Raw genomic sequence first — 16,217 nt, forward strand, 5'->3', positions numbered from 1 at the left:
ATGAGCACCGACTCCGCCCCCGCCGACCTCGCCTTCGAGGTGACCGCCGCCCCCGCGCCCCGCTCCGCCGAGGAGCGCGCCCGGATCCTCGCGAACCCCGGCTTCGGCATGCACTTCACCGACCACATGGTCGGCCTCCGCTGGACCCGCACGGACGGCTGGCACAGCGCCCGCGTCGAGCCCTACGGCCCGCTCGCGCTCGACCCCGCCGCCGCCGTCCTGCACTACGCGCAGGAGATCTTCGAGGGGATGAAGGCCTACCGCCACGAGGACGGCTCCGTCTGGACCTTCCGCCCCGAGGCGAACGCGCGCCGCCTGCAGCGCTCGGCCCGCCGCCTCGCGCTGCCGGAGCTCCCGACGGACCTCTTCGTCGAGTCGCTGCGGCAGCTGATCGCGGTCGACGGCGACTGGGTCCCCTCGGAGCCGGAGACCAGCCTCTACCTGCGCCCGTTCATGTTCGCGCAGGAGGCGTTCCTCGGCGTGCGCGCGGCCGAGGACGTCGGCTACTACGTGATCGCCAGCCCAGCCGGCGCCTACTTCTCGGGCGGGGTCGCCCCCGTGTCGATCTGGCTCTCCACCTCCTACGCCCGGGCGGGCAAGGGCGGCACGGGAGCGGCGAAGACGGGTGGCAACTACGCCTCCTCCCTCCTCCCGCAGCAGGAGGCCTACAGCCACGGCTGCGCGCAGGTCCTCTTCCTCGACTCGCAGGAGTCGCAGTGGATCGAGGAGCTCGGCGGCATGAACGTGGTGCTGGTGAAGAAGGACGGCACGTTGGTCACCCCGGAATCGGACTCGATCCTCGAGGGCATCACGCGCGACAGCGTCCTGCAGCTCGCCGAGGACCGCGGCCACCGCGTCGAGCGGCGCCGCGTGAGCATCGACGAGTGGCGCGACGGAGTGGCCTCCGGCGACGTGGTCGAGGTGTTCGCCTGCGGGACCGCCGCCGTGATCACCCCGATCGCCGAGCTCAAGGGCGAGGGCTTCTCCGTCGGCCGCGAGGGCGCGCCCGCCGGGGAGCTCACGATGTCGCTCCGCGAGGAGCTGACCGGCATCCAGTACGGACGCCGCGAGGACACGCACGGATGGATGACGAGGCTGGACGCATGAAGATCGCACGATTCGCCACGCAGCGCGACGGGGACAACGGGGGAGCGATCCACTTCGGGATCGTGGACGAGGACGACCTGGTCGTGCTCGCCGGCGACCCGATGTTCGCCGGGTTCGACACCACGGGGGAGCGCATCCCGATCGCGGAGGCGAAGCTCCTCGCGCCGGTGATCCCGCGCTCCAAGATCGTCGGCATCGGGAAGAACTACGCCGACCACGCGGCCGAGATGGGCGGCGACGCCCCGGCGGAGCCGCTGGTGTTCCTCAAGCCGAACACGTCGGTCATCGGCCCGGACGAGGCGATCGTCCTCCCCGAGGACAGCCAGCAGGTGGAGTTCGAGGGCGAGCTGGCGATCGTGATCGGCGCCGTGGCCCGCAACGTCCGCGCGGAGGACTACGAGGACGTGGTCTTCGGGTACACGATCGCCAACGACGTCACCGCACGCGACCTCCAGCGCTCCGACGGCCAGTGGGCGCGGGCGAAGGGCTACGACACCTTCTGCCCGCTCGGACCGGTCATCGAGACCGAGTTCGTCTGGAACGAGAGCGCGATCGAGACGCGCGTCAACGGGCGCGTGCAGCAGTCGGGCAGCACCGGCGACATGATCCACGGGGTGCCCGAGATCGTGGCCTACGTCTCGCGCATCTTCACGCTGCTCCCCGGGGACGTGATCCTCACCGGGACGCCCGCCGGCGTCGGGCCGATCGCGAACGGGGACACCGTCGCGGTGGACGTCGAGGGCATCGGCACGCTGTTCAACCCGGTGGTCGTCCGGCGCTGAGCCCGGGCCCTCCTCCGCGGAGGGACGAGCGCCTCCGGCCCGCAAGGATCCTCGGATCCGCCGGGCCGGACGCGTCCGAGCGGGACGTCAGTCGGCGCTCGCCGGGTCGCTGCCGACCGCGCCCTCGGTCTCGTCCGGCAGGTCGGCGTCGCCGGAGACGGTGTCCCCTCCGCTGTCGCCGTCGGTCACGGCGTCCGTGACACCGCGGTCGATCGCGGTGCCCCCGGGAGCGGCCCCCGCGGCGGAGGCGTCGGCCGCGTCCTCGCCGGGCAGCACCGTCTGCGCGCCGCCGGTGTTCGGGACGGCGTCGCCGCCGGATCCGGGAAGGTCCTCGTTCACGTTCTGGTCGGCCATGTCGGCTCCTCTCGTCGGGTCTCCAGCCCAGCACGCGACGGGCCCCTCCGCAGGACGTTGACAGCGCGGGGACGAGGCGGCAGAGGCGGGCCGCGAGGCCGGGCGACGCGCCTTCACCGTGCTCCCCGGCGCTGTCAAGCGGACTGCCTCCGGGGCCGTCTGGTCGTAGCGTCGAGCTATGAACTCCTCCCGCACCGACTCCGTCAGCCGCATCGCCCGGGAGGACTTCGGCTGGTCGTCGCTGCTCCCCGGTCAGCGCGAGGCGATCGAGTCGGCGGCCTCCGGGCGCGACACGCTGCTGGTGCTGGCGACGGGCGGCGGCAAGTCCGCGGTCTACCAGATCGCCGGAGCCGAGCGCGGCGGCGTCGTCCTGGTCGTCTCCCCGCTCGTCGCCCTGCAGGCCGACCAGCTCGCCGCGATCGAGGCGGCTCCGGCGGCCCCGCCCGCCGTCGCGATCAACTCCTCCCAGGGCGCCGCGGCCGTCGCCCGCGCCTGGGACCGGATCGACGAGGGCGGCCCGCTCTACGTGCTCCTGGCGCCCGAGCAGCTCGCCAAGCCCGAGAACGTGGCGCGCCTGGCGGCCGCGGGAGTGTCGCTCCTGGTCGTCGACGAGGCGCACTGCGTCTCCTCCTGGGGCCACGACTTCCGCCCCGACTACCTCCGCCTGGCCGATGTGCGCGGCGAGCTCGGCGACCCGCCGGTGCTCGCGATGACCGCCACCGCCTCCGGGCCGGTGCGCGACGAGATCATCGAGCGCCTCCGGATGACCGACCCCGAGATCCAGGTGCACGGCGTCGACCGTCCGGAGATCCGGCTGGTGGTGCACCGCCACGAGAGCGAGAACGAGAAGCGCGCCGCCGTGGTCGAGGAGGCCCGCAGCTGGACGGCTCCGGGCCTGGTCTACGTCGCCACCCGCAAGGAGACGGAGGCCTACGCGGCCGACATCGCGGCGGAGGGGCGCCGGGTCGCGGCGTACCACGCCGGACTCAAGGTGTCCGAGCGCAAGGTCGTGCACGAGCAGTGGCGCGCCGGCGAGCTCGACGTCGTCGTCGCGACCTCGGCCTTCGGGATGGGCATCGACCGGGCCGACGTCCGCTTCGTGCTGCACGCGACGACCACCGAGTCGCTCGACGCGTACTACCAGGAGATCGGCCGCGCGGGCCGCGACGGCGAGCCGGCCACGGGCGCGCTGCACTACCGCGCCGAGGATCTGGGTCTCCGCCGCTTCTTCGCCAAGCGCTCGGTCGACAAGGCCGCGCTGCGCGTGATCTGGGCGGCCGTCTCGGAGCAGCCGGGGCTCGACTCCGCGGCTCTCGCGAAGGAGCTGGGGAAGCCGGCCCGCACGGTCGCCCGGATCGTCAACGATCTCGCGGACGCGGGGCTGGTGGAGACCGGGTCCGGTCTGCGCGCCACGCGCGAGGCCTCGGGCGACGAGGCCGTGCACGCGGTGAAGGAGGCTCTGGCCTCCCGCGAGCGGATCGCGGAGTCGCGCCTGTCGATGATGCGCGCCTACGCGGAGACCAGCCAGTGCCGCCGCCGAGTTCTGCTGGACTACTTCGGCGTGGAGTCGGCCGAGTGGTGCGGCAACTGCGACGGCTGCGAGCGGCACGAGGCGAGCGGCGAGACCGTCGAGGCGCCCGTGGACGCCCCTCTGAGCGTCGACGAGTCGGTGGAGCACCGCGAGTGGGGCGCCGGCACCGTGATGAGCGTGGAGGCCGACCGGGCGACGATCTTCTTCGAGTCCGAGGGCTACAAGGTGCTGTCGTTCCAGGCGCTCGAGTCCGGCGTCCTGCGCGAGCGCGAGCACGCCTCCGCCTGACCCCGGCTCTCCGCGCCGGCCGATCGCCGCTCGCGGGACGCCGCTCCGGTACGACAGGCACGGCGTGCCGTGCACCGGAGCGGCGTCCCGCGGAGGGGGTCAGACCTTCGAGACGGCCGAGCTCACGTCGGTGGGCTTCTCGTAGTCGCCGTCCGGGATCGCACGGAGGGCCTCGAGGACGTCGCCGTCCGCGCCCTCCTTCTCCGCGGTCTCGACGATCGTGTCCTTCGAGGCGGGGTAGTCGATGCCCGAGAGGTACTTCTGGATCTGGATCGGGTTGGGTGCGTCCATCGTGCTGTCCTTTCGTCGCCTTGCTGAGTGTTACGAGTGCTCTTCGGCGAAGAGCCGGTCGAAGGCGTCGACGCGCCGGTCGGTGACCGTCGTGGGCGTCTCGAGGTGCACGGCGCCGCTGGGCACGAGGCCCGCGCCGCCGAAGCGCTCCATGACGCGCCACTGCGCGGCGACGTCCTCACCGCTGTGCTCCGGGGGCAGCTGCTCCCAGAAGTCGAAGCCGCCGACGGCCAGGAGGGCGTCGCGGCGGTAGAGGACGCACGCGCCCAGCCAGGCGACCCGGTACGCGCGCCAGGCGCCCTCCGGGACGTCGAGGCGGGCGGCGACGTGCGTGAGATTGGCCGCGTTGTGCAGCGGCCAGCGCTCGAACTCCGGGGTTCCGCGCCGCACCCGCTCGGGCTCCACGCGCTCCTCCCAGGTCTCGAACGACTCGGTCTCGTGCGGGCGCACGTCCTCGAGGTAGGACAGGCCCTGCACCGCGGAGCCGACGAAGCCGCAGTCGAGGCGCTCGAGGGCCTCGTGCAGCCGCGAGAGCGTGCCCGGCTCGAGCCACACGTCGTCGTCGAGGAAGAGGACGGCCGGGGCGGTGGCGAGGGAGAGGAGGTAGTGCCTCTGCTCCGCGAGCCCGCGCCGGGGCAGGTGCCGGCGCACCACCGGAGCCCGGCCCTGCGCCTCCAGCACGCGCAGCATCGCGAGGATCGTCGGGTCGCTCTCGGCGACCGCGTTGTCGGACTGGTCGCTCACGATCACGCGGAAGGGCGGGTCGTCCTGGGCGGCGAGTCCGGCGAGCGTGGCGGCGAGCTCGGCACGGCGGCCGACCGTCGGCACCAGTACGTCGATCAGCGTCTGCCGGGGAGCCTCCGGGACCCCCCAGCGCCCGGACCACCGGCGGCTGGTCACGGCGCGGTCGATCGGATGCGCTGGACCATCTCGGTCGTGGAGTGCTCCGAGACGTAGCCGACCGTGGTGACGACGCCCCCGTAGGAGCGGACGACGGCCGCCTCCGCGAGCATGTCGGGGTTGTAGTCCCCGCCCTTCACGTAGACGTCGGGCTGCACGCGCTCGAGCAGCGGGATGGGGGTGTCTCCGCCGAAGAGCGTCACGTAGTCGACGCAGCCCAGCTCGGCGATCACGCCCGCGCGGTCGCCCTCCGGGTTGATCGGCCGTCCCTCGCCCTTCAGCCGCCGGACGGAGTCGTCGTCGTTCACCGCGACCACGAGCACGTCGCCGAGCTCGCGGGCCTGGCGGAGGTAGGCGGTGTGGCCGCGGTGCAGGACGTCGAAGCAGCCGTTGGTGAACACCACGCGGCGACCGCGGTGCGACTGCTCCGCGAGGACCTCGACGAGGGCGTCCTCGCCGAGCACGACGGCGCCGGGAGCGGCGAGGGAGGCGAGCAGGTCGTCGCCCGAGCAGACGGAGGTGCCGGGGCGCTGCACGACCACGTCGGCGGCGGCCTGCGCCAGATCGACGGCGGTGGCCAGGGAGCGGCCGGCGGCGAGGGCGAGGGTGGCGGTCGCGGCGAAGGTGTCGCCGGCGCCGGACGCCTGCTTCTCCTCCGCAGGCTGAGCGAAGGTGCGGCTGACCGTGCCGTCGGCGTCGAGGGCGGTGGAGCCGTCCCGGTCGAGGGTGACCACGACGTGCCGGGCGCCCGAGCGGGCGCGCAGGTCGTCCGCCGCGTCGCGCACGGCGGCGGCCCGCTCCGTCCCGCGGCCGAGGGAGCCGCCGAGCAGCCGCTCCGCCTCCTTGGCGTTCGGGGTGACGAGGTCCGGCCGGGCGAAGGCCCAGTCGGCGAGCTCGTGCGCGTCGATCACGAGGAGGCCGGGGCGCCCGACGGCGAGCAGGCGCTCGACGGCCTCGCGGAGGATCCCCGAGCCGTAGTCGCAGACCAGGACGGCGTCGGCGCCCGCGGCGGCCTCGGCGGCGGCACCGGCGAGCAGGGCCAGCTCGTCGTCGGCCGGGTGGTGCGGGCCGGAGTCGACGCGCAGCATCACGCTGTCGCCGCCGACCACGCGGGTCTTGATCGTCGTCGCAGCGCCGGTGCGGACGACCCGGAAGGTGTCCAGGCCGGCCCGCTCGAGGGCGCGCACGAGCCGGTCGCCCTCGGAGTCGCGTCCGGCCACGCCGACCGTGCGGACGACGGCGCCCAGCGCGCGCAGGTTGGCGGCGGTGTTGGCGGCCCCGCCCGCGACGTCGACGACGTCCTCGAGCCGCAGGACCGGCGCGGGCGCCTCCCGCGTGACGCGCTCCGCCTCGCCGAGCCACCAGGAGTCGAGGATGAGGTCCCCGATCACGGCGACGACCGGCGGGCGCTCGTGGACGTGCGCCAGGAGGGCGCTCGCCCGCTGGAGCGCCGAGCCCTCGAGGCTCATCGCGCGCCTCCCGGCAGAACGGGCAGGCCGAAGTGCACGACCGTGGTCGTGGTCATCTCGTCGAGCAGCTCCGGGCCGTAGCCGAAGCCGGAGCCGGACGCTCCGCGGGGCTGGGCGCTGCCGCCCGGGGCTCCTCCGAAGACGCCGTTGACCTTGACGGTGCCCACCGGCAGCGTCGCCGCGGCCCGATGGGCGTGCTCCATGTCGGCGGTGAGGATCGAGGCGGCCAGACCGTAGGGGCTCGCGGCGGCCAGGTCCAGGCCCTCGTCGAAGGAGTCGACGACGCGGATCGGCGCGACGGGCCCGAAGGTCTCCTCCGTCATCACCAGCATCGACTCGGTGCAGTCGGCCAGGACGGTCGCGGGGTAGAAGGTGCCGTCCCCGGGAGTGCCGCCGGTGAGGGCGCGCGCGCCGCTGCCGAGCGCCTCCGTGACGTGCTCGTGGACGGCGTCGCGCATGCGGGCGTCGACGAGGCGGGGGAGCGGGCCCGCGCTCCAGCGGTCGGCCTCGGCGACCAGCGCCGCCGTGAACGCCTCGGCGATGTCGCGGTGCACGTAGATCCGCTCGACGGAGGTGCAGATCTGGCCGGCGTTGGCGAAGGCGCCCAGCGCGGCCTGCTCGGCGGCCCAGACCGGGTCGACGTCGCGGTCGACGACGAGCGCGTCGTTGCCGCCGTTCTCGAGGATCACGTGCGCGCCGGTGACGGCGGCGACCCGGGCGAGCGCGCGGCCGGTGGCGGTCGAGCCGACGTGGGCGAGGACGTCGACGCCCTCGGTGCGCGCCAGCTCGTCGCCGACCGCCCCGTCGCCCTCGACCAGGGTCAGCACGCCCTCGGGCAGCGCCTCGGCGAGCATGCTCGTGAAGAGGGCGCCCGTGCCCGGGCTGCGCTCGCTCGGCTTGTGCACGACGACGTCCCCGGAGACGATCGCGGCGCCCAGGAGGCCCGCGGCGACGGCGACCGGGTCGTTCCACGGAGTGAGGGCGAGCACGACACCGCGCGGGTGCGGCAGGGCGAGATCGACGTTGAGGGCCCCTCCGCGCAGGCTCCTCCCGCGGTGCAGCGGGCCGAGCTCGGCGTACTGGAGCAGCGTGTCGACACCGGCGCGGACGCCGCCCAGCGCGTCGCCGGCGGGCTTGCCCGTCTCCTGCGTGTTGAGGTCGGCGAGCTCCTGCTCGCGCTCGGCCACGCGGTGGGCGGCGGCACGGAGCAGGGCGCCGCGCTCGGCGGGCGCGGTGGCGGCCCACGCGGGGAACGCGGTCCGCGCGCGGCGGACGGTGTCGGCGGCGGTCGTGGCGGGGGTCGTGATGTCGATGGTCACGGTCACCTCTCGGTCGGGGGCGCCCGCGGAGTGGCGGACGCATCCGTCCGGTACCCGGGTGGTGCGCGCCTAGACACGCTGCCTCCGGAATCCGCCCCCGGATCGGCGACGGGCTCGCCCCCGATCCGGTTTCGGATCGGCCCCGGCGGGGAAGTGGAGGAGTGCACCGTCCCCGGAGCGGCGCCCGCGCGCCCTCCGCACCTGAGAGGAACCCGTCGTGGTCGCCATCGCCCCCCTCCGAGAGCCCTTCGCCGGAGTCGAGAGGATCGCCGTCCTGCGCGGCGGCGGACTCGGCGACCTGCTGTTCGCGCTGCCCGCCGTCGACGCCCTCGCGGCCGCCTACCCGGGAGCCGAGATCACCCTGCTCGGGACGCCCGCGCACCGGGTCCTGCTGACGGGCGTCGAGTCGCCGATCGCCGACGTCGAGATCCTGCCGGTGGCGCAGGGCGTCCGCGACGGAGAGGGGGAGGACCCCCGGGTCGTCGAGGACTTCACCGAGCGGATGCGCGCGCGCCGCTTCGACCTGGCCGTGCAGCTGCACGGCGGCGGGCGCTACTCCAACCCGTTCCTCCAGCGCCTCGGCGCGCGCCACACGATCGGGTCGCGCACCGACGACGCCGCGGAGCTCGAGCGCACGATCCCCTACGTCTACTACCAGCACGAGATGCTGCGGGCGCTCGAGATCGTCGGGCTGGCCGGAGCGCCCGCGACCCGCCTCGAGCCGGCGCTCGCCGTGGATCCGGAGCGGCGGGACCGCCTCGCCGCCGCGCTGCCCGCGGGCGGCCCGCTGGTGCTGATCCACCCCGGCGCGACCGATCCCCGCCGCCGCTGGCCCGCCGCCTCCTTCGCCGCCGTGGCGACGGAGCTGCTGGCGGACGGCGCGCGCGTGCTGGTGGTGGGCGACGCCTCGGACGTGCCCGCCGCCGACGAGATCGTCGCCGGAGCGCCGGGAGCGGTCTCCTGGGCGGGCGTCGTGGACCTCCCGGACCTCGCTCCGCTGCTCTCGCTCGCCGACCTCGTGCTCGGCAACGACTCCGGACCACGCCATCTCGCCGCCGCGGTCGGCGCTCCGACGGTCGGGGTCTTCTGGGTGGGCAACGCGATCAACGCCGCGGCCCTCGGGCGGCAGCGCCATCGGGTGCAGCTGAGCTGGACCACGCACTGCCCGGTCTGCGGGCGCGACGCCACGCAGGTCGGCTGGACCGCTCCGCGCTGCGAGCACGACGTCACGTTCGTCGGCGATGTGCGCGTCGAGGCGGTGCTCGAGGACGTCCGCGGGGTGCTCGCCTCCACCCGCTGAACCGCGAGACGCCACCTCGGTACGCGACGCGCCGGGGCGTGCGGACCGAGGCGGCGTCTCGCGGAGGGGGATCCGGGGCGCGCCCGGATCAGCGGATCACGGCCAGGACGGCTCCTCCTCGTGCGTGATGACGAGCTCGCGGACCTCGCAGCCGCGCGGCTGGCCGAGGACGAACATGACGGCGTTCGCCACGTTCTCCGGATCGTTCAGCAGCGCGTCCGGACCCGGCTTGTACTGCTCGTCGCGGTCGTCGAAGAAGCGCGTCTTCATGCCCGACGGGATCAGCGTGGTCACGCCGATCTCGCCCTTGGTCTCGGCCGCGAGCGCGCGGGTGAAGCCGAGCACGCCGAACTTCGAGGCGCAGTACGCGGTCGCGTCCGAGACGGCCTTGATCGCGAGCGAGGAGGCGACGGTGACGACGCGGCCGTGGGTCTCGGTGAGGAAGGGCAGGGCCGCCCGGACGACGGCCGCGGTGCCGAGGAGGTTGACGGAGATGACGCGCTCCCACTCCTCCGGCTCCACGTCCACGAGGCGGCCGCAGCGGTCGATGCCGGCCGCGGTCACGACGGCGTCGAGCCCGCCGTGCTCGCGGGCGATCTCGACGACCGCCTTCTCGGCCTCGCGGGTCTTCGCGACGTCGACCTGGTAGGCGGCGACGCCCTCCTTCACCGACGAGACGTCGCGGTCGAGCACGATCGGGGTGCCGCCGGCGGCGGCGACCGCGGCGGCGACGGCCGCACCGAGCCCGGAGGCTCCTCCGGTGATCAGGACGCGGCCGATGGGGGTGGGAGTGGTGCTCATGGTTTCCTTCCGGGGGTGGTCTGCGGGCCTCGTGGGCCGCGGGTCAGCCGACGCGCGCGAGCGCGGCGGCGAGATGGGTGGTCGAGCGGCCCGGGTGGTACGGCACGGTCAGGACCCGGCCGCCCCACTCCGCCACCGTCGCCGTCTCGGGGAGGGACTCGGCGGAGTAGTCGCCGCCCTTCACCCAGACGTCGGGGCGGATGCGGCGCAGCGCCTCGTCCGGCGTGTCCTCGCCGAAGACCAGCACGGCGTCGACGCACTCGAGCGCGAGCAGCAGGTCGACGCGGTCGTCCTCGGGGATTATCGGCCGTGCCGCGCCCTTGAGGCGCCGGACGGAGTCGTCCGAGTTGAGGCAGACGATCAGGCAGTCGCCGAGAGCGCGTGCTGCGGAGAGGGTGCGGGCGTGGCCGGCGTGGAGCAGGTCGAAGCAGCCGCCCGTCGCGACCACCGTTCCTCCTGCCGCGCGGACGGACTCGGCGACGCGCAGGGCGTCCACCCCGCCGCCGTGGAGGGGTGCGGGGTCGGCGGGAGCGGACAGTGAGGCGACCCCTCCCGCGAGGAGGTAGGCGCCGGCCGCGGCGACCGCCGCCTGCACCGCCTCCGAGGTGCTCGCGCCCTCGGCGAGGGCGACCGCGGCGGAGGCGGCGAACCGGTCGCCCGCGCCGCACGGGTCGGTGGGCGGCACGGCGACGGCCGGTGCGACGACCGGGACGCCGGCGCCGCGGGAGCGCAGCAGGGCGCCGGAGGATCCCATCGTCACGGTGACCGCACCGCAGCCCCAGCGCTCGAGGAGGGTGGTCGCGGCGGACTCGGCGCGCGTCACTCCGCGGCCGACGGCTCCCGAGAAGGCGGTGGCCTCGGCCAGGTTCGGGGTGGCGAGGGAGGTGGCGGCGACCGGCTGCGAGCCCCGCGGGTGCGGATCCCACACCAGCGGCACGGTGAGCGCGTCGAGCGCCGTGCGGAGCGACGGCTCCTCGGTCAGGCGGCGGCCGTAGTCGGCGACGATCACGGCGTCGGCGTCGGCGAGGGCGGCGAGCATCGCGTCGGTGACGCCGGGGACGGGCGGCGTCTCGCAGCCGCGGTCGATCCGCACGACGGCCTGGCCGGAGGCGGCGACGCGGGTCTTCACCGGCGTCGGCGCTCCCGAGGGCCCGGCGACCAGGCGGACGCCGGACAGCTCGGCGCGCAGCTCCGCCACGTCCGGATCCGAGTCCTCGGCGAGCGCGGTCACCAGCGTCACCTCGTGCCCGTCGCGGGCGAGCATCCGGGCGACCAGCCCGGCACCGCCGGCGCGGGCGCTGCGGGCCGACACGTCGACCACGGGGACGGGGGCGTCCGGGCTGAGCCGCTCGGCGGGTCCGGAGAGGTCGACGTCGAGCATCACGTCGCCGACGACGACGAGGCGCAGGCGGCTCACGAGGCGGCCGCCGTCCGCGCGCGGATCCGGTGCTCGAAGGCCCGGCAGAGCGCGTGCACGAGCACCAGCTGCGCCTCCTGCACGTTGGAGCCGTGGCCCTCGAGGGCGATCGCCTCGTCGCAGAGCTCGGTGAGCGGGTTCGGCCCCTCGCCGGTCAGCGCCCACGACCGGGCGCCCGCCGCACGGGCGGCCTCCGCGGCGTGGAGGAGGTTCGCGCTGCGTCCGCTGGTGGAGAGCAGGACCACGACGTCGCCCGCCCGGGCGTGCGCGGTGACCTGGCGCGAGAACACGTGGTCGAAGCCGTAGTCGTTGCCGATCGCGGTCAGGCTCGACGTCTCGGCGTGCAGCGAGATGGCGGAGAAGGGGACGCGGTCGCCGTCGAAGCGGCCGACGAGCTCGGCGGTGAGGTGCTGCGCCTCCGCCGCGGAGCCGCCGTTGCCCGCGGCGAGCAGGCGCGCGCCGGAGTGCAGGCGGTCGGCGAGCTCGACGCCCCAGGCGGCGATCCTGTCGGAGTGGCGCTCCAGCTGCGCGACCGCGTCGAGCGCGCGCGCCACGTGGTCGTCGACGAGGCGCCGGGCGGCGTCGGCCGGGGTGTCCAGAACGGTGTCGATGGTCGCGGTGTCGATGGTCATCGTCGCGGAGCCGCCTTCCGGGTGGTGGGGGATGAGGGTGCGCTCGTGGCGCCGGTGAGGAGCGACTCGTCGCCGAGGCCGGCGAGGGTCGTGACGTAGGCGCGCTCGGTGTCGGCGGCGACGCGGTCCCAGGAGTAGCGGGACTCGACGCGCTCGCGGCCGGCGGCCCCGTAGGCGCGGGCGCGGTCGGGGTCCTCCAGCAGCGAGCCGAGGGCGGCGGCCAGGGCGACCGGATCGCGCGGAGGCACGTGGACCCCGGTGACGTCCTCGACCACGGTGTCGATCAGGCCGCCCACGGAGGAGGCGACGACCGGCACGCCGCAGGCCATCGCCTCGAGCGGAGTGATGCCGAACGGCTCGTACCAGGGCGCGCAGACCACGACGTCGGCCGAGCGGAGCATCGCGGGCATCTCGGTCTGCGAGAGCTGGCCGACGAAGTCGACACGGTCCGCGACGCCGAGGCTCTCGGCCACGCCGTGCAGCCGCTGGTACTCGGGGTCCGCCGTCAGCGCGTCGCCGGAGCCGGAGCCCCCGACCACGACGAGCTCGGCGTCGTGGCCGGCCGCGACCAGGTGCGCGAGCGCCTCGATCGCGATGCCCATGCCCTTGCGCGGCACCAGGCGTCCGATGGTCATCAGCCGCGAGCGCTCGCTGCGGGGCGCGACCGGGCCCTCGACCGAGAACCGGTCGATGTCGACTCCGCAGGGCACCACCGAGATGCGCGAGGTCGGCACGCCGAGCCCCTTGAGCTCGAAGGCCTCGTCCGAGCAGGTGGCGACGACGCCGTCGGCCTTCTGGCCCACTCCGGGCTCGAGCCAGGCGCGCTCCTCGGGGCTGGTGTCGAGCGCGCCCTGCTGGCGGCGCTTGACCACGCCCAGCGCGTGGAAGGTGTGGAGGACGGGCACGCGCCGACCCGTGGCTCGCTCCACCCGCTCGGAGGCGTCGAGCGCGGCGACCCCGGACATCCAGAAGTGGCTGTGCACGAGGTCCGGCCGCTCCTGCAGCCACTCCTCGGCGAGGTCGACGGCGAAGTCGCCCATGAAGGGCAGCAGCTCGTCCTTGGACACCCGGCGCGGCGGCCCGGCGTCGATGTGCACGACCTCGACTCCCGAGGTGAAGGGCACGCGCCGGGGCAGGGAGGGGTCGTCGCGGCGGGTGTAGACGACCACGCGGTGGCCGCGGCGCGCGAGGGCGTCGGCGAGCGCCGCCACGTGGACGTTCTGGCCGCCGGCGTCGACGCCGCCGAGGGTCGCCAGCGGGCTCGCGTGCTCCGAGACCATGGCGATCGTGAGCGCGGGCGCGGAGGAGAGGTGCTGCTTCATCGGGTGCTCCCTTCCAGAGCGGGCTCCGGCGACCGGCGTCCCGGGAGGTCGGCGAGGACCTCGTCCCAGTCGCGGTGGAACCGGGCGAGGCCGTAGCGCGCGAGCGCGGCCTCGCGGGCGACGGCGCCGGCGCGGGCGGCGCGGTCCGGGTCCTCGACGAGCGCCCGGGCCGAGGCGACGAGGGCGTCGAGGTCGTTCGAGACCGCTCCGGCCTCGGGCGGGACGGCGCGCCCCGCCTCCGTCACGTCGAGCGCGACGACGGGCATCCCGAGATGCATCGCCTCCAGCAGCGCGAGGCCGAGGGAGGTCCAGCGGAACGGGTGCAGGTAGACCCGGCGGCGGGCCAGGGCCGCGTGCATCGCCTGCGTGCGGACGTCGCCGAGGACCGTCACGTCCTCCAGGCCCGGCAGCTCGGCGAGCCGGTCGGTCTTCATCCCGAAGACGTCCAGCGGAGCGACGGCGCCGAAGCGGGGGAGCAGGTCGGTCCCGGCGACCCGGCCCCGGCGGACGGGCTCGTTGACGACCACGCCGAAGTGCGGCAGCTCGCCGGTGTAGAGGGGACCCGGGTCGTGGATCCCGTGCTCGATCACCGTCGTCCGCGTCGATCCGGTGTCCCACATCAGGGCGTTGAAGTGGGTGACGTGGACGATCAGCAGGTCGTCGCGGTCGGCGAGCGGGTGGCGGTTGTCCGGCACATCCCCGCGGGGGGTGTTGTGCTCCACGTAGACGGCGGGCACGTCGCGGCCGAGGCGTCGCCCGAGCAGGCGCTCGGCCTCGGCGAGCTCCTCGGGCCTCTGGAGGAGGACCGCGTCGACGTCGGCGTCGTGCAGCTCCTCGGGCGCGATCTCGACGGCGCTCGGCCAGTCGCGGCCGCCGGTGCCCAGGCCCCAGCCGTCGCGGGCCGGAGTCGTGGGGAGCAGGTAGGTGTGGGCGCCGCGGACGAAGGCGTCCGCCCAGCCGCCGTGCACGTGCCAGAGCAGGATCCTCATGCGATGGCCTCTCTCGGGGAAGTCGTGGGTCGGAGTCGGAGGGCGGCGGCGACCGCCTCCTCGGCGCTCACCCCCGCGAGGCAGGGATGGCCGGGGACGGGGCACACGCGGGCGCGCGAGCCGGCGCAGGGCGCCTCCTGGTCGCCGAGCAGCGCGACCGGGACGCCGTAGGGCGCCCAGCGCACGGCCGGGACGACCGGCGCGAAGAGGCTGACCACGGGGGTGCCGACCGCGGCGGCGAGGTGCGCGGGGCCGGTGTTGCCGCAGATCACGACGTCGGCGCCGGCCAGCACCTCGGCGGCGCCGGGGAAGTCCGTCGCCCCGCCGAGGTCGATGCCGCGGGAGCCCGCGACCTCGGCCGTGAGGGAGCGCTCGCCCGGGCCGCCGGTGACGACGACGGCGAGGCCCGCGTCCGCCAGCAGCTCGACGGCGCGGGCCGCGTTCGCCGCGGGCCAGGCGCGGGCGGGGACGGCTGCCCCGGGGTGCACGACCGCGTAGGGGCCGATCCCCTCGAGAGCGGCGGGCAGCACGCCCTCGCGGCGCACGCGGAGCCGTCCGTCGTCGCCGGCGGGCAGCGCGAAGCCGGCCGCCGCCGCGATCGCGAGCGCGCGCTCCGGCTCCGGCTGGTCCTCCTCGAGGGTCTCGCCCGGGACGAGGCGCACATCGAGCAGGGCGCCCGCGAAGTCGACCGAGGCGCCCGTGATGCGGGCGACACCGGCGAGGCGGAGCAGCAGGGCCAGCGGAAGCGGCGACTGGTGGAAGGAGGTGAGGATCACGGCCTCGTCCGGCGCGAACTCCTCGACGATCGCGCGCAGCTCGTCGACGAGCTCGGAGTCGACGGGGCGGGAGGCGTCGCCGATCCACGGGCACCACCAGGTGCGGACGGAGGAGGGACCCGGCAGCAGCGCGGCCGCGGGCGCTCCCTGCGGACCGCTCAGCAGCAGCACCTCGGCGTCGGCCGCGATCGCGCGGACGGCGGGTCCGCACAGCAGGACGTCTCCCGCGCTGTCCAGGCGGGCGACGAGCACGCGGCGCTTCACTCGGCGTCCTCGTCGGGCTGCATCGCGAGCAGCAGCTCGACCGCCTCGAGGAGCGTCGCCGCGTGCAGCGGAGCGGCGTCCACCTCCTCGGCGCGGGTGATCGGAGTCGGCACCAGCACTCCACGGGCGCCGGCCGCGGCGGCGGCGCCGACGTCGGCCCCGATGTCGCCGATCACGGCGAGGGACCGTGCCGGCAGTCCCAGCTGCTCGGCGGCGCCGAGCACCATGCCGGGCCGGGGCTTCCGGCAGGAGCAGCCGTCCTCCGGGCCGTGGGGGCAGAGCATCCACACGTCGAAGCCGCCGAAGAGCTCGTCCACGCGCCGGTTCACCGCGTCGGCCTGGCCGCGGTCGATGATCCCGCGGGCGATCCCGGACTGGTTGGTGACCACGCCCACGGCCAGCCCCGCCTCGCGCGCCCGCTCGACCGCGGCGAGGGCGGTGGGCATCGGGGAGACCTGCGCCGGGTCGCCGTTGTAGGGCACGTCGACCACGAGCGTCGCATCGCGGTCGAAGAGGATCCCCCGCAGGCGCGGGGCCCTCGCGCGCTCGTCGGCGCTCCGGGAGGAGGAGTCGTTCACCTTCTCCTCGTACCCCTCGACCGGGGATGTAAACCCCCTTCCGGAGAAGTCGGTCCCTCCGGGCGCGTCGCTCGCATCTGCGGGCGGCGCGTCTGAG

Annotated in this window: 16 protein-coding genes; 4 read left to right on the top strand and 12 right to left on the bottom strand. The window is 75.2% G+C overall.

The features are described 5' to 3' along the window. The gene (locus tag C5C63_RS07920) at nt 1-1,107 is read left to right on the top strand and encodes a branched-chain amino acid aminotransferase (RefSeq protein WP_104226252.1); all 1,107 of its coding nucleotides are present in this window, start codon (nt 1-3) and stop codon (nt 1,105-1,107) included. Beyond that, nucleotides 1,104-1,889 carry a fumarylacetoacetate hydrolase family protein gene (locus C5C63_RS07925; protein ID WP_104226253.1) on the top strand — a complete coding sequence of 262 codons (786 nt, stop codon included), beginning with the start codon at nt 1,104-1,106 and terminating at the stop codon, nt 1,887-1,889. Before C5C63_RS07920 ends, C5C63_RS07925 begins: the two co-directional genes overlap by 4 nt. An 87-nt stretch (nt 1,890-1,976) precedes the next feature. Here C5C63_RS07925 and C5C63_RS07930 read toward each other — a convergent pair whose 3' ends face one another. Further along, nucleotides 1,977-2,243: a hypothetical protein gene (locus C5C63_RS07930; protein WP_104226254.1), complete on the bottom strand. Its 267-nt coding sequence runs from the start codon at nt 2,241-2,243 to the stop codon at nt 1,977-1,979. 178 nt (nt 2,244-2,421) lie between these two features. Here C5C63_RS07930 and C5C63_RS07935 point away from each other — a divergent pair, with 178 nt between their 5' ends. Continuing rightward, the gene (locus tag C5C63_RS07935; RefSeq protein ID WP_104226255.1) at nt 2,422-4,062 is read left to right on the top strand and encodes a RecQ family ATP-dependent DNA helicase; all 1,641 of its coding nucleotides are present in this window, start codon (nt 2,422-2,424) and stop codon (nt 4,060-4,062) included. A 99-nt stretch (nt 4,063-4,161) separates the two neighbouring features. Here the strand turns inward: C5C63_RS07935 and C5C63_RS07940 are convergent, their stop codons facing one another. Genes C5C63_RS07940 through C5C63_RS07955 form a run of 4 tightly spaced genes read right to left on the bottom strand, consistent with a single transcriptional unit; the run spans nt 4,162 to nt 8,041 of the window. Next, entirely contained in the window at nt 4,162-4,353 is a 192-nt protein-coding gene (locus tag C5C63_RS07940; RefSeq protein WP_104223528.1) for a DUF2795 domain-containing protein, read from the bottom strand. 30 nt (nt 4,354-4,383) lie between these two features. Continuing rightward, entirely contained in the window at nt 4,384-5,253 is an 870-nt protein-coding gene (locus C5C63_RS07945) for a glycosyltransferase family A protein (protein ID WP_219815282.1), read from the bottom strand. Then, the gene (gene rfaE2 / locus C5C63_RS07950; RefSeq protein WP_104325822.1) at nt 5,250-6,722 is read right to left on the bottom strand and encodes a D-glycero-beta-D-manno-heptose 1-phosphate adenylyltransferase; all 1,473 of its coding nucleotides are present in this window, start codon (nt 6,720-6,722) and stop codon (nt 5,250-5,252) included. The genes C5C63_RS07945 and rfaE2 overlap by 4 nt, the downstream gene beginning before the upstream one ends. Next, nucleotides 6,719-8,041 (bottom strand): aldehyde dehydrogenase, encoded by a 1,323-nt coding sequence (locus C5C63_RS07955; RefSeq protein ID WP_258065411.1) that lies wholly within the window; start codon nt 8,039-8,041, stop codon nt 6,719-6,721. The genes rfaE2 and C5C63_RS07955 overlap by 4 nt, the downstream gene beginning before the upstream one ends. 217 nt (nt 8,042-8,258) lie before the next feature. Between C5C63_RS07955 and C5C63_RS07960 the strand changes: the two genes are divergently transcribed. Next, nucleotides 8,259-9,341 (top strand): glycosyltransferase family 9 protein, encoded by a 1,083-nt coding sequence (locus tag C5C63_RS07960; RefSeq protein WP_104233228.1) that lies wholly within the window; start codon nt 8,259-8,261, stop codon nt 9,339-9,341. A gap of 96 nt (nt 9,342-9,437) precedes the next feature. Here C5C63_RS07960 and C5C63_RS07965 read toward each other — a convergent pair whose 3' ends face one another. Genes C5C63_RS07965 through C5C63_RS17005 form a run of 7 tightly spaced genes read right to left on the bottom strand, consistent with a single transcriptional unit; the run spans nt 9,438 to nt 16,120 of the window. Next, nucleotides 9,438-10,142, bottom strand: coding sequence for an SDR family oxidoreductase (locus C5C63_RS07965; RefSeq protein WP_104233229.1), 705 nt, complete (start codon nt 10,140-10,142; stop codon nt 9,438-9,440). A 43-nt stretch (nt 10,143-10,185) separates the two neighbouring features. Next, nucleotides 10,186-11,550, bottom strand: a complete 1,365-nt coding sequence (locus C5C63_RS07970) for a PfkB family carbohydrate kinase (RefSeq protein WP_104239116.1) — start codon at nt 11,548-11,550, stop codon at nt 10,186-10,188. A 5-nt stretch (nt 11,551-11,555) separates the two neighbouring features. Beyond that, complete coding sequence (locus tag C5C63_RS07975) at nt 11,556-12,191, bottom strand: SIS domain-containing protein (protein ID WP_104223523.1); 636 nt, start codon at nt 12,189-12,191, stop codon at nt 11,556-11,558. Further along, entirely contained in the window at nt 12,188-13,513 is a 1,326-nt protein-coding gene (locus C5C63_RS07980) for a glycosyltransferase (RefSeq protein WP_104292026.1), read from the bottom strand. The genes C5C63_RS07975 and C5C63_RS07980 overlap by 4 nt, the downstream gene beginning before the upstream one ends. Beyond that, nucleotides 13,510-14,502, bottom strand: coding sequence for a glycosyltransferase (locus C5C63_RS07985; protein ID WP_104233231.1), 993 nt, complete (start codon nt 14,500-14,502; stop codon nt 13,510-13,512). The genes C5C63_RS07980 and C5C63_RS07985 overlap by 4 nt, the downstream gene beginning before the upstream one ends. Continuing rightward, nucleotides 14,499-15,542, bottom strand: coding sequence for a glycosyltransferase family 9 protein (locus C5C63_RS07990; protein WP_219815283.1), 1,044 nt, complete (start codon nt 15,540-15,542; stop codon nt 14,499-14,501). The genes C5C63_RS07985 and C5C63_RS07990 overlap by 4 nt, the downstream gene beginning before the upstream one ends. Beyond that, the gene (locus C5C63_RS17005; protein WP_181110577.1) at nt 15,539-16,120 is read right to left on the bottom strand and encodes an HAD-IIIA family hydrolase; all 582 of its coding nucleotides are present in this window, start codon (nt 16,118-16,120) and stop codon (nt 15,539-15,541) included. The genes C5C63_RS07990 and C5C63_RS17005 overlap by 4 nt, the downstream gene beginning before the upstream one ends. Between the last annotated feature and the right edge of the window lie 97 nt (nt 16,121-16,217).

Origin of the sequence: Rathayibacter sp. AY1B8 (assembly GCF_002932775.1) — a bacterium.
In the GTDB taxonomy this organism is placed as follows: domain Bacteria; phylum Actinomycetota; class Actinomycetes; order Actinomycetales; family Microbacteriaceae; genus Rathayibacter.

Excerpts from the sequence above, each read along its gene's own strand:
- C5C63_RS07965 (WP_104233229.1), bottom strand. The coding sequence starts at position 10,142 with ATGAGCACCACTCCCACCCCCATCGGCCGCGTCCTGATCACCGGAGGA.
- C5C63_RS07935 (WP_104226255.1), top strand. The coding sequence starts at position 2,422 with ATGAACTCCTCCCGCACCGACTCCGTCAGCCGCATCGCCCGGGAGGAC.
- C5C63_RS07930 (WP_104226254.1), bottom strand. The coding sequence starts at position 2,243 with ATGGCCGACCAGAACGTGAACGAGGACCTTCCCGGATCCGGCGGCGAC.
- C5C63_RS07980 (WP_104292026.1), bottom strand. The coding sequence starts at position 13,513 with ATGAAGCAGCACCTCTCCTCCGCGCCCGCGCTCACGATCGCCATGGTC.
- C5C63_RS07920 (WP_104226252.1), top strand. The coding sequence starts at position 1 with ATGAGCACCGACTCCGCCCCCGCCGACCTCGCCTTCGAGGTGACCGCC.
- C5C63_RS07975 (WP_104223523.1), bottom strand. The coding sequence starts at position 12,191 with ATGACCATCGACACCGCGACCATCGACACCGTTCTGGACACCCCGGCC.
- C5C63_RS07985 (WP_104233231.1), bottom strand. The coding sequence starts at position 14,502 with ATGAGGATCCTGCTCTGGCACGTGCACGGCGGCTGGGCGGACGCCTTC.
- C5C63_RS07925 (WP_104226253.1), top strand. The coding sequence starts at position 1,104 with ATGAAGATCGCACGATTCGCCACGCAGCGCGACGGGGACAACGGGGGA.
- C5C63_RS07940 (WP_104223528.1), bottom strand. The coding sequence starts at position 4,353 with ATGGACGCACCCAACCCGATCCAGATCCAGAAGTACCTCTCGGGCATC.
- rfaE2 (WP_104325822.1), bottom strand. The coding sequence starts at position 6,722 with ATGAGCCTCGAGGGCTCGGCGCTCCAGCGGGCGAGCGCCCTCCTGGCG.